The sequence below is a fragment of the Kribbella sp. NPDC056861 genome (assembly GCF_040687575.1).
In the GTDB taxonomy this organism is placed as follows: Bacteria; Actinomycetota; Actinomycetes; order Propionibacteriales; family Kribbellaceae; genus Kribbella.
In genome coordinates this window covers 19,295-31,135 of the sequence record NZ_JBFBNQ010000002.1, presented here as the reverse complement: position 1 = coordinate 31,135, position 11,841 = coordinate 19,295, and the positions used below count along the sequence as shown (strand labels likewise).

Below are 11,841 nucleotides of genomic sequence, written 5' to 3'. Positions count from 1 at the left end.
CGTACCGCAGTACGCCGGCCACCTGCCGCTGTCACGCAGTACGCCGGCCACCTGCCGCTGTCACGCAGTACGCCGGCCACCTGCCGCTGTCACGCAGTACGCCGGCCACCTGCCGCTGTCACGCGGTACGCCGGCCACCTGCTGCCGTTCGCCGTACGCCGACAAACCGTGCACAACGACAGGCAGATGTGCCACCCCGGCCTACCCGCGGAGCCTGGCGGCACCACCCGCCGTGCCTCCAGCGCTGACTACTGCCTGTCCTTGTGCGCGCCCACGACCTCAGCTACCAACCCGCTCGCCCCGAGCAGCAGCCCCCGCACCACACCGCCTCCGGTAATACGCCCACGTAAGCACCAGCAGAGCCGGCCCCCAGAGCTGCAGCGGCGCATAGCAACTGATCATCAGCACCGCAGCCCCATCGCTGGAGAGCGGGATGAAATCCCCAGAAAATGCATCCCGGAAGCCATACGTCCAGATCGCGATCAGCGACAAACCACCAAGCGTCGCCGGCACGATCGCCGCGTACGGCGCCACGCGTCGCCCACCCAGCCAAGGGATCCACCGCGGCACCACCTCGCCCCACGGCTTCACCAGCCCGAAGGCAGTCAGTGCGACCGCCTCAGCGAACAGGCTCAGACAGACGACATAAAGCGACTCACCAAACCCATGCAAGTGAACCGGCTGCCCAGCATCGTCGAGCATCCCCATCGACGAACCAGCGACCAACCCGAGCCGCCACAGCCCGGAAGGCAGTGTCAGCAACGGGATCACATGTGCGAGCCGATAGGCCCACCGCGGGACGGGATGCTCAGTCATACCACCGAGCATCCAGCCGTACGCCGTACTGCGTCCTCACCCGCCCGAGTGAACTGCCTCCCTCGCTGGCTTGAGGCAGTCGCTAGAGCCAGCCGTTGAGTTCGGCCAGCCGGGCTGCTTCGGCTCGGGTGCGGGCCTGGGTCTTGGCGATGGCCGAGACCAGGTGGTTGCGCACGGTTCCGATCGAGAGGCCGACGGACTCGGCGACGTCGGCGACGGTGCCACCTTCGGCGGTGGCTCGGAGGACGTCAGCCTCGCGGTCGGTGAGGGGATTGACCGCGATCCCGCGGGCCTGGGCGGCGAGGGCGGGGTCGATGAAGCGGAAGCCGGTGTGGACGCGGCGGATGGCGTCGACGAGTTGCTCGGGTGGGGAGTCCTTGACCACGAAGCCGGCCGCACCGGCTGCGAGCGCGCGGGACAGGTAGCCGGGGCGGCTGAAGGTCGTGCAGATGATCACTCGGCAGGCTGGGACGGCGTGGCGGAGCTCGGCTGCGACCGCTAGACCGTCGCGGCCGGGCATTTGGACGTCGAGCAAGGCGATGTCCGGTGTGGTCCGGCGGGCGGCGTCGAGTACTTCGGTTCCGTCGCCGAGTTCGGCGACGACTTGGAGATCTGGTTCGAGGCGGAGCATCGAGGCCAGCGCGCCTCGGACCAGCGCTTGATCGTCCGCTAGCAGGACGCGGATCACAAAGCGCTCACAGCACGGCCAGGCCCCTGCGCGAGGATCCGGAAGCCGCCGTCGGCGGCACGGCCGTGTTCGAGGCTGCCGCCGACGGCCGCGAGTCGCTCGGCGAGCCCGATGAGGCCGTGCCCTGAGGGGCCGATGTGGCCACCAGCAGAGGACTTCGTGGGCTGAACGGCGCCATGCCCTGCGGGCCCGACCGGGCCGTCCCCGGCTAGGCCGATCAAGCCATACCCAGCGGCAATCTCCGCGCCATCATCCCTGATCTCCACCCAATCAAGCCCAATCCGAATGCTGCACCGCCCAGCATTCGAGTGCCGCAAGATATTCGTCACCGCCTCCCGTACGACGTACCCGAACACCCCCTGCAACTCCGGCCGCACATCATCAACCGCAGCAGGCAGATCAGCCCGCACCCCGGCTGCCCGCAACGCCAACCGGGCCCCAGCCAATTCGGCAACCAGCGACACAGCGCGCTGATCCGACACTGTGTCGCGAACATCCGAGAGCGCCTGACGCGACAGCGCTTCGAGCTCACGCAGTTCAACCACGGCGGCATCGACATCCGGAGCCACCTCGAGATGCCGCCGAGCAGCCCCGAGCTTGACGGTGATCGTCGAGAGACTATGCCCAAGGATGTCGTGCAGATCGCGAGCAAACCGCTCCCGTTCCTGATCGACAGCCAACTGCCGGACCTGCTCGCGCGCCGCCCGGAGCTGCCCAATGGTGAACGCCAAGGCGAACACGATGCCCAAGGCAATCGTCACCCCGACCAGCGAGAACACGGCCCGCCAGTCGACGCTGCCGGTGCTCGTCAGCATCCACCCGACCTGGCCGGCCGCGACGGCCAGACTCAGCGGCAGCGAGACCCGCAACGGCAGCAGCATCAAGGTGATCGCGACAGCGAAGGTCAGATTCGACAGCAGGACCGGCGAGTTGAGCAGCACGGCCGGGGCCGCGCCGACCAGGAAGGTCACGGTCACCAGTCTGACCCTGGTCCGTCGCGACGACAGCGGCCCGAACCAAAGCGTCAGCAGGCAGACGAGGGCGTAGCCGGCAACCAGCCCGATCGCCAGTACGGCGTACAGGCCGGTGTAGCGATCGGCGACGAAGACCACGGTCTGCGCGGTGAGGGCGGCCAACGCAGCGCCGGTTGCCGCGATCGCGATCAGGCGGGTCCGGTGGATCGAGCTGTGCTGGCTGCCGAGGAAGGTCCAGTCCGGCCAGTGCCGCGCCGAGAACTCGTCGGCTCCACGGTCCGTCATGGCGGCCATCGTACGTCGGCGTTCCGTGCCGAGACCCGTACCAAATGGCAGGGGTCGCCGTGATCAGGCTGTGGTTCGGTGGAGTCCGTTCGCAGGAAACCAGCTGACAGGAGGACGTACCGTGCGCAGGATGTTGCCAGCGGCAATTGTTGCGATGGCGGTGACCGTGGTCACCGCGGGAATCTCAGGTGCCAGCACCCGTGAGCAGGCCAAGCCGCAACCCCTGAGCTGGACCCCATGCGTCGGCAAACCGCTGGCCGGGCTGGAGTGCGCCACCGTCCGGGTCCCGGTCGACTACCACCGACCGGCCGGCCCGACGATCGAGATCGCGGTCTCGCGCAAGGCCAGTAAGCATCCGGAGAAGCGGCGTGGTGTGCTGCTGATGAATCCCGGCGGCCCCGGACTGGCCGGGCTGTCGGGACCGAACGATCTGAAAGCTTCCCAGCGAGTGCTGGACGCGTACGACCTGATCGGCTTCGACCCACGCGGGGTCGGCAAGAGCGCGCCGCTGACCTGCAACCTGACGCCCCAGCAGCAGGCGGACACGTCCAACCCGCCGTACCCGCACAGGTCGTCCGACGTCGTCGCCGCGGCCAAGATCGCGAAGACGGTCGCCAGCCAGTGCACCACCTCGAAGACCGCCGGCCTGCTGCCGTACATCAGTACGGCGAACACCGCACGGGACATGGACCGGATCCGGACAGCCCTCGGCGCGCCGAAGATCTCGTACTACGGAGGCTCGTACGGCACCTACCTCGGCGCCGTCTACACAACGCTCTTCCCGCAGCGCAGCGACCGGGTCGTCCTCGACAGCAGCCTGCCGCCGGAGGGCTACACGGTCGGCGCGCTGCGCGGTCAGGGCTCCGGCTTCGAGACCCGTTTCCCGGACTTCGGGAAGTGGGCCGCGGTCAACGCGAAGGCACTCGGTACGACGCCGACAGCGGTCCGGGCCAAGTACTTCGAACTCGCCGAGCGGCTGGACAAGAAGCCGCAGGGAGGACTCGACGGTACTGCGTTCCGCGCCACGACCAGCGGCCTGATTCGTGCCGACAGCCTGTTCCCGGTGCTCGCAGGTCTCTGGCAGCAGATCGACACGAACACGCTGCCGGACAACCCCGGTGTCGACCCCGGCGACAACTTCCAGGCCGGCTACCTGGCCGTGATCTGCGGCGACAACCAGTGGCCGCGATCGGTGACGACGTACCAGGTCAATGTCGCGGTCGATCGGGTGCGCTCACCGATGTACGGCCCGCTCGCCGCCAACATCCGGGCCTGCGCCTACTGGCCGTCGCCGACCGAGCCCAAGGTCCGGATCACCGATGCCGGGCCGTCGAACGTCCTGATCCTGCAGAACCTCCGCGACCCGGCCACCCCGATCGGTGGCGCCCGTCAGATGCGAGCCGCCCTCGGTGACCGGGCCCGGCTCGTGACGGTCGATCAGGGCGGACACGGTGCCTACGGCGCTGCGAACCAGTGCGGCAACACCGCGGTCGACAACTTCCTCACCAGCGACCGGCGAACCCGCGACTCCTTCTGCCCGGCCTAGCGAGAGTCCGCGTGCCGGCGGATCCACGGCGCGAGGAAGTAGAGCACCAGCGCGAAGGCGATCGTGACGATCGCCAGACCGCCGAAGTACGACGTGTCCGACGCGCCCTCGGTGGCCTGCACGAGCTGGGCAGTGATCGCCTGGCCGGCCGCCGGGGCCAGGAACCACAGCGCCATCATCTGGCTGTTGAACGCCTTCGGAGCGAGCAGCGAGGTGGCCGCCAGGCCGACGGGGGAGAGGAACAGCTCGCCGAGCGTCTGGATGACGTAAACGACGACCAGCCACAGCGGTGAGGCCAAGGACTCGCCGGCTACCGAAGAGGCCAGCGCCATCACAGCGAAGGAGATGCCGGCCAGCAGCAACCCGGTCGCGAACTTCTGGCCGATGCTCGGCCCGCGATCGCCGAGCTTGATCCAGATCACCGCGAACACCGGCGCCAGCACGATGATGCTGAACGGGTTCACCGAGGCGAAGAACTCCGGCGTGATGCCGACCCCGAAGACCTCCAGCTCGGTCCGCTTGGCGGCGAAGGTCGTCAGCGTCGTCGCGGCCTGCTCGAAGACCATGAAGAACAGCATCGCGGCGATGAACAGCGGGATGTACGCCCGGACCCGCCGGCGTTCGGGCGTGGTCACCAGCGGGCTGCGGAGCAGCATCGTGAAGTAGGCGATCGGGGCCAGGAAGCACAGGTACGAGATCGCGTCGACGACCGGCTTCGGGCCGACCCCGCCGGAGGCCCAGGCCGACAGCGCGAAGACGATCGCCAGCACCGCGACGACGGCGACGGTGATCTTGATCATCGTCGGCCGGTCCTCGGCGGTGAGCGGGTTCGGCGGGGTGTCGCCGCGGCCGTGCAGCGTACGACGGCCGAGCACGTAGGCGATCAGGGCCAGCGTCATCCCGACCGCGGCGGCGGCGAAGGCGACGTGGAAGCCGAACTCGCGGCGCAGGAAGCCGACCACGAACGGCGCGCTGAACGAGCCGATGTTGATCCCCATGTAGAAGATCGAGAACGCCGAGTCGCGCCGGGTGTCGTCCTTGGCGTACAGGTTGCCGACCATCGTCGACACGTTCGGCTTCAGCAAACCGGTGCCGAGGGCAACCAGTGCGATGCCGACGTAGGCGAGCCCCTCGACCGGGATCGCCAGCGCGAGGTGGCCGGTCACGATCACGCTGCCGCCGTACAGGACCGTCCGGCGGGCGCCGATCACCCGGTCGGCGAACCAGCCGCCGAGCACCGACAGCAGGTAGACCGACGCGCCGTAGATCGAGACGACCGCCTGCCCGAGCGACTGGCCGAGACCCAGGCCGTGCGCCTGGTCGGTCAGGTACAGCAACAGGATGGCGCGCATCCCGTAGTAGCTGAACCGCTCCCACAGTTCGGTGGTGAAAAGCGTCATCAACCCCCGTGGGTGCCCGAAGAACTGCTTCTCCCCGGCCACGTCCTGCTGCTGCGTTTCCGACACGCTCGACTACTCCCTGTCACTCGAAAACGTTCCTCTTGACCGTAGTCGGTTGGCTCGGCCAACGACCACTCGGGGGAGTGTCCGGAGGTTGAGACGGCGACTGCGGAGCGTCAATGTCCAGTAACTTCATCGACATTGAGGTAAAAACTCGCCGAGCCCGAAGGAGCTTTCGATGACCACTGAAACGCAGCGCCCCGCACTCTCCACCGCCAACCCCGGCACGCCCGAGGAGTGGATCCACCGCGCCGCCGAGGTGGCCGCGATCCTGGCCGTCGACGCGGTCGAACGCGACCGGGCCGGCGCCACGCCGTACGACGAGGTGCGGCTGCTCAAGGAGTCCGGCCTGGTCACGCTGCTCGGTCCGGCCGAGCACGGTGGCGGCGGCCAGACCTGGCCGACGGCGTACCAGGTGATCCGGACGGTCTCCGAGGCCGATGGCTCGATCGGCCAGCTGCTCGGCTATCACCTGCTCTGGTTCTGGGCCGCCCGGCTGGTCGGGACCAAGGAGCAGATCGCGCACGTCGAGGCCGAGGCCACCAAGAACAAGTGGTTCTTCGGCGGCGCGGTCAATCCGCGCGACTCCGATGTCGTGGTCGCCGACGAGGGCAGCACGATCGTCTTCAACGGCCGCAAGAGCTTCTCGACCGGCAGCAAGGTCTCCGACGTCACCGTGCTCGAGGGCACCCTGCTCGACAGCGGCACGCACGTCTTCGCGATCGTGCCGTCGGACATCGAGGGCCTGACCTTCCACGACGACTGGGACAACCTCGGCCAGCGGCTGACCGAGAGCGGCAGCGTCAGCCTGAACCACGTCCGGGTCGGCTGGGACCAGGCGGCCGGCTTCGTCGGCAAGACCTTCGAGCCGCGGGTCTACAACACGCTGAACGTGCCGACGATCCAGCTGGTGTTCGTGAACTTCTACCTCGGCATCGCCCGCGGCGCGCTGGAGACGGCGCTCACCTACACCCGCGAGAAGAGCCGCTCCTGGCTGCACGGCGGCTACTCGACACCGGCCGAAGAGCCTTATGTCATTGACGTGTACGGCGATCTGCAGGCGAAGCTCTGGGCGGCCGAAGCCCTCGCCGACGCCGTCGCGTTGGAGGGCCAGCAGATCCACGAGAACGCCTGGACCGTGACCGCCCAGCAGCGCGGCGAGCACGAAGTACGGGTGGCTGCGGTGAAGGCTCGGGCCACCGAGGTCGCGCTCGAGGTGACCAGCCGGATCTTCGAGGTGACGGGCGCTCGGTCGACCGCGAGCAAGGAGGGCCTGGACCGGTTCTGGCGGAACGTCCGGACCCACACGCTGCACGACCCGGTGGCGTACAAGCGGCGCGAGGTCGGTCGGCACGTGCTGACCGGCGAGCTGCCTGAGCCGACCTGGTACTCCTGATGACGACGGAACGCGTCTCGGACGCGATCAAGTTCGCGTACTGGGTGCCGAACGTCAGTGGCGGCCTGGTGACCAGTGACATCGAGCAGCGGACCGGGTGGGACTACGAGTACAACAAGAAGCTGGCGCAGACCGCGGAACAGGTGGGCTTCGAGTATGCGCTGAGTCAGGTCCGGTACACGGCGTCGTACGGCGCGGAGTTCCAGCACGAGTCGACCAGCTTCAGCTTGGCGTTGCTGCTGGCAACGGAGAAGCTGAAGGTCATCGCGGCGGTGCATCCGGGGCTGTGGCAGCCCGGCGTACTGGCGAAGCTCGGGGCGACGGCGGATCACCTGTCCAACGGGCGGTTCGCGGTCAACGTGGTGAGCGGGTGGTTCAAGGGCGAGTTCACCGCGCTGGGCGAGCACTGGCTGGAGCACGACGAGCGGTATCGGCGGTCGGCGGAGTTCCTGCAGGTACTGCGCAAGCTCTGGACCGAGGACGACGTGGAGTTCGCCGGCGACTTCTACCGGATCCGCGACTTCACCCTGAAACCCAAGCCGTCGGTCGTGCCGGAGCTGTTCCAGGGCGGCAACTCGAGCGCCGCCCGGGACAACGCGGGCAAGTACTCCGACTGGTACTTCTCCAACGGCAAGGACTACGACGGCGTCACCGAACAGCTGCTCGACGTACGGCGTACCGCGCGGACCGCCGGGCGAGAGGTGAAGTTCGGGCTGAACGGCTTCGTCATCGCCCGGGACACCGAGAAGGAAGCCCGCGAGGTACTCCGCGAGATCGTTGCCAAGGCCAACAAGCCTGCCGTCGAGGGCTTCCGGTCCGCGGTCACCCAGGCCGGCTCCTCGGCGCCTGATGGCAAGGGGATGTGGGCCGACTCGTCGTTCGAGGACCTGGTCCAGTACAACGACGGCTTCCGGAGCCAGCTGATCGGCACGCCGGAGCAGATCGCCGAACGCATCGTCGCCTACCGCCGCCGCGGGGTCGACCTGATCCTGGCGGGGTTCCTGCACTTCCAGGAGGAGATCGAGTACTTCGGCGCCAAGGTCCTGCCGCTGGTCCGGGAACTGGAAGCCGCGAGCACCCAGCCAGAACTGGAACTCGCCACAGTCTGAAAACGAAAAGGCCACCCCAGCAGATTGCTGGGGTGGCCCGTTCAAGCGTTCAGAGCCTGATCAGGCGCCGGCGCCTTCCTGCTTGACGCCGGCCACCGCGGTCGGGTCTTCGATCCGGTACTTGCGGGCCGCCTCGCTGGCGACCTCGCGCTTGACGTCGCCGCGCTTGGCCAGGATCTCCAGGGTGGCGACGACGATGGACTCGGCGTCGACGTGGAAGTGCCGGCGAGCGGCGGCCCGGGTGTCCGCCAGGCCCCAGCCGTCGGTGCCCAGAGACGTGTAGTCGTTCGGCACCCAGCGGGAGATCTGGTCCTGGACCGCGCGCATGAAGTCGCTGACCGCGACCACCGGGCCCTTGGTGTCCTTCAGCTGCTCGGTGATGAACGGGACCCTCTCGTCCTCGTCCGGGTGCAGCAGGTTGTGCTCCTCGGCCGCGATCGCCTCGCGCCGCAGCTCGTTCCACGACGTCACCGACCAGATGTCGGCGGCGACCGAGTACTCCTCGGCGAGGATCTTCTGCGCCTTGCGGATCCACGGCAGGGCGACACCCGAGCCGAGCAGCTGCACCCGCGGCACGTCGTCGCCGGAGGCCGTCTGGTACTCCTCGAAGCGGTACATGCCCTTCAGCAGGGCCGCGACGTCGAGATCCTTCGGCTCGGCCGGCTGCGCGACCGGCTCGTTGTAGACGGTGAGGTAGTAGAAGACGTCCTCGCCGTACGGCTTGTCCTTGTCCAGCCCGTAGCCGTACATCCGGCGCAGGCCGTCCTTGACGATGTGCGCGACCTCGTAGGCGAACGCGGGGTCGTAGTGCACGGCGGCCGGGTTCGACGAGGCGAGCAGCGGCGAGTGACCGTCGGCGTGCTGCAGACCCTCACCGGTCAGCGTGGTGCGGCCCGCGGTGGCGCCGATCACGAAGCCGCGGCCGAGCTGGTCGCCGAGCGCCCAGAGCTGGTCGCCGGTGCGCTGGAACCCGAACATCGAGTAGAAGATGTAGAACGGGATCATCGGCTCGCCGTGCGTCGCGTACGCCGTACCGGCCGCGATCATCGAGCCCATCGCGCCGGCCTCGCTGATGCCCTCGTGCAGCAGCTGACCCTTCTCGGACTCCTTGTAGGCAAGGAGCAGCGCACGGTCGACCGCCTCGTACTGCTGGCCGTGCGGCGAGTAGATCTTCGCCGTCGGGAACATCGAGTCCATCCCGAAGGTGCGGTACTCGTCGGGCGCGATCGGGACGATCCGGTGCCCGATCTCCGGGTCCTTCATCAGGTCGCGGAAGAGCCGGACGAGCGCCATCGTGGTCGCCACCGGGGTCTTCTCGTTGCCCTTGCTGAGCGGCTTGTAGACGTCGTCACCAGGCAGCTTCAGCGTCTTCGGCTTGACCCGCCGCTCGGGCAGGAAGCCGCCGAGCTGGGAGCGCCGCTCCATCATGTACTGGTACTCCGGCGAGTCCTTGCCGGGGTGGTAGTACGGCGGGTTGTAGGCGTCCTCGAGGTCCTTGTCCTCGATCGGCAGGTAGAGCCGGTCGCGGAAGGTCTTCAGGTCGTCGGAGGTGAGCTTCTTCATCTGGTGGGTCGCGTTGCGGCCCTCCAGCGACTCGATCGTCCAGCCCTTGACCGTCTGGGCCAGGATGACGGTCGGCTGCCCGACGTGCTCCTTGGCGCTCTTGAAGGCCGCGTAGACCTTGCGGTAGTCGTGCCCGCCGCGGGGCAGCTTGCGCAGGTCCTCGTCGGACAGGTTCCGCACCATCGCCTGCAGCCGCTGGTCGCCGCCGAAGAAGTTGTTCCGGATGTACTCGCCGGACTCGACCGAGTAGGTCTGGAACTGGCCGTCGGGCGTGGTGTTCATCTTGTTCACCAGCGCGCCGTCGTGGTCCTGCGCCAGCAGCGCGTCCCACTCCCGGCCCCAGACCACCTTGATGACGTTCCAGCCGGCGCCGCGGAAGAACGCCTCCAGCTCCTGGATCACCTTGCCGTTGCCGCGGACGGGACCGTCCAGCTGCTGCAGGTTGCAGTTGATCACGAAGGTGAGGTTGTCCAGCTCCTCGCGGGCGGCCAGGCCGATCGCGCCGAGCGACTCCGGCTCGCCCATCTCGCCGTCACCGAGGAACGTCCAGACGTGCTGGTCGGAGGTGTCCTTGATGCCGCGGTGGTGCAGGTACCGGTTGAAGCGCGCCTGGTAGATCGAGTCCAGCGCGGCCAGCCCCATGGAGACCGTCGGGTACTCCCAGAAGTCCGGCATCAACCGCGGGTGCGGGTACGACGACAGGCCCTGGTGCGGGCCGCGGGAGACCTCCTGGCGGAACCCGTCCAGCTGGTCGGTGGTCAGCCGGCCCTCGAGGAAGGCCCGGGCGTACATGCCGGGGGAGGCGTGGCCCTGGATGAAGACCTGGTCGCCGCCGCCGGGCGCGTCCTTGCCCCGGAAGAAGTGGTTGAAGCCGACCTCGTACAGGCTCGCCGCCGACTGGTAGGTGGCGATGTGGCCGCCGACCTCCAGGCCCTTGCGGTTGGCCTTGCTCACCATCACCGCGGCGTTCCACCGGATGAAGGCCCGGATCCGCCGCTCGATGTGCTCGTCACCGGGGAACCACGGCTCGCGCTCGGGCGGGATCGAGTTGATGTAGTCCGTGCTCCGCAGCGCGGGCACACCCACCTGGCGCTCCCGGGCTCGCTCGATCAGCTTGAGCATCAGGTAGCGCGCTCGGGCCTTGCCGCGTTCGTCCAGCACGGCGTCGAGCGACTCGACCCATTCCCGAGTCTCGTCGGGGTCGATGTCGGGGAGCTGGGTGGGCATCCCCTCGGTGATGATGGCTGGTGGTTCGTGTCCGGAAGCCACGGGTGTCCTGCCTGTCTGTCTAGTCGGTACTACTCCAGTGCTGAGTTGTCGGAGCACTGGTAATCCTGTCACCTGACCGGAATGCGTTCTACTTCGCATCCACCACGCCGCCCGAACTCGCCTGAATCGGCCGGTTCCAGCGGACACGCACCGTGTCCGGCATGCGGATACCGGACACGTCACGGAACCCTCGTGCATACTTGCGCGACGCGGTAGACCACGATGGACTACTGCTACTGACGCCTACCCCCGGCTACCGGGGACGACGGAGGAGGAAACGTGAGCGCGACCGCGGACCACGCGGACGGCAAGAGCGGCGAGCCGAACATGGCGAGCCGTCTCGGCTTCGAGAGCGGCACGGTCGTGCTGGAGCTCGGCTACGACGACGACTGTGACGACGCCTTCCGCGACGCCATCGTGGAACTGACCGGCGAGGAATTCACCGGCGACGACCCGGACGACGCGGTTGACGTCGTCCTGCTCTGGTTCCGTGAGGACGACGGGGATCTGGTCGACGCCCTGTTCGAGACACTGACCGACCTGAAGGCCGGTGGAGCCGTCTGGCTGATGACTCCCAAGGTCGGCCGGGAGGGCTACGTCGACGCGGCCGAGGTCGCCGAGGCGGCGCCGACGGCCGGTATGCAGACCACCAGCAGCCTGAGCGTCACCGACGACTGGTCGGCGACGAAGTTGGTGCTGCCGAAGTCGCCCAAGGTCAGACGGTGACATTGGCGG

The 11,841-nt window shown here is 68.1% G+C and carries 10 protein-coding genes; 5 read left to right on the top strand and 5 right to left on the bottom strand.

Features of this window, described 5'->3' with window-relative positions:
* On the top strand, window positions 1-248 hold a 248-nt coding region (locus AB0P21_RS07185), incomplete at its 5' end, for a hypothetical protein (RefSeq protein ID WP_363694486.1).
* Between the two features lie 31 nt (window positions 249-279).
* Here the strand turns inward: AB0P21_RS07185 and AB0P21_RS07180 are convergent.
* The 3 genes from AB0P21_RS07180 to AB0P21_RS07170 form a co-directional block, all read right to left on the bottom strand.
* Window positions 280-816 carry a hypothetical protein gene (locus AB0P21_RS07180; RefSeq protein WP_363694484.1) on the bottom strand — a complete coding sequence of 179 codons (537 nt, stop codon included), beginning with the start codon at window positions 814-816 and terminating at the stop codon, window positions 280-282.
* An 82-nt stretch (window positions 817-898) separates the two neighbouring features.
* Window positions 899-1,504 (bottom strand): response regulator transcription factor, encoded by a 606-nt coding sequence (locus AB0P21_RS07175; RefSeq protein ID WP_363694483.1) that lies wholly within the window; start codon window positions 1,502-1,504, stop codon window positions 899-901.
* Window positions 1,501-2,763, bottom strand: coding sequence for a histidine kinase (locus AB0P21_RS07170; RefSeq protein WP_363694482.1), 1,263 nt, complete (start codon window positions 2,761-2,763; stop codon window positions 1,501-1,503). The genes AB0P21_RS07175 and AB0P21_RS07170 overlap by 4 nt, the downstream gene beginning before the upstream one ends.
* Before the next feature lie 130 nt (window positions 2,764-2,893).
* Between AB0P21_RS07170 and AB0P21_RS07165 the strand changes: the two genes are divergently transcribed.
* Window positions 2,894-4,309: an alpha/beta hydrolase gene (locus tag AB0P21_RS07165; protein WP_363694481.1), complete on the top strand. Its 1,416-nt coding sequence runs from the start codon at window positions 2,894-2,896 to the stop codon at window positions 4,307-4,309.
* On the opposite strand, the gene AB0P21_RS07160 is transcribed toward AB0P21_RS07165, so the two are convergent.
* A complete protein-coding gene (locus tag AB0P21_RS07160) occupies window positions 4,306-5,775 on the bottom strand; it encodes an oligopeptide:H+ symporter (RefSeq protein WP_363694480.1) in 1,470 nt (489 codons plus the stop codon). The genes AB0P21_RS07165 and AB0P21_RS07160 overlap by 4 nt on opposite strands.
* A gap of 172 nt (window positions 5,776-5,947) precedes the next feature.
* On the opposite strand from AB0P21_RS07160, the gene AB0P21_RS07155 reads away from it, so the two are divergent.
* A complete protein-coding gene (locus AB0P21_RS07155; protein ID WP_363694478.1) occupies window positions 5,948-7,165 on the top strand; it encodes an acyl-CoA dehydrogenase family protein in 1,218 nt (405 codons plus the stop codon).
* Window positions 7,165-8,274, top strand: coding sequence for a dimethylsulfone monooxygenase SfnG (gene sfnG / locus AB0P21_RS07150; protein WP_363694477.1), 1,110 nt, complete (start codon window positions 7,165-7,167; stop codon window positions 8,272-8,274). The genes AB0P21_RS07155 and sfnG overlap by 1 nt, the downstream gene beginning before the upstream one ends.
* A 60-nt stretch (window positions 8,275-8,334) precedes the next feature.
* Here the strand turns inward: sfnG and aceE are convergent, their stop codons facing one another.
* The gene (aceE, locus tag AB0P21_RS07145) at window positions 8,335-11,064 is read right to left on the bottom strand and encodes a pyruvate dehydrogenase (acetyl-transferring), homodimeric type (RefSeq protein ID WP_363696459.1); all 2,730 of its coding nucleotides are present in this window, start codon (window positions 11,062-11,064) and stop codon (window positions 8,335-8,337) included.
* A gap of 321 nt (window positions 11,065-11,385) precedes the next feature.
* Between aceE and AB0P21_RS07140 the strand changes: the two genes are divergently transcribed.
* Window positions 11,386-11,832, top strand: a complete 447-nt coding sequence (locus tag AB0P21_RS07140; RefSeq protein ID WP_363694476.1) for a DUF3052 family protein — start codon at window positions 11,386-11,388, stop codon at window positions 11,830-11,832.
* The last annotated feature ends 9 nt before the right edge of the window (window positions 11,833-11,841 follow it).

Excerpts from the sequence above, each read along its gene's own strand:
- AB0P21_RS07180 (WP_363694484.1), bottom strand. The coding sequence starts at position 816 with ATGACTGAGCATCCCGTCCCGCGGTGGGCCTATCGGCTCGCACATGTG.
- AB0P21_RS07170 (WP_363694482.1), bottom strand. The coding sequence starts at position 2,763 with ATGACGGACCGTGGAGCCGACGAGTTCTCGGCGCGGCACTGGCCGGAC.
- AB0P21_RS07165 (WP_363694481.1), top strand. The coding sequence starts at position 2,894 with ATGTTGCCAGCGGCAATTGTTGCGATGGCGGTGACCGTGGTCACCGCG.
- AB0P21_RS07155 (WP_363694478.1), top strand. The coding sequence starts at position 5,948 with ATGACCACTGAAACGCAGCGCCCCGCACTCTCCACCGCCAACCCCGGC.
- sfnG (WP_363694477.1), top strand. The coding sequence starts at position 7,165 with ATGACGACGGAACGCGTCTCGGACGCGATCAAGTTCGCGTACTGGGTG.
- aceE (WP_363696459.1), bottom strand. The coding sequence starts at position 11,064 with ATGCCCACCCAGCTCCCCGACATCGACCCCGACGAGACTCGGGAATGG.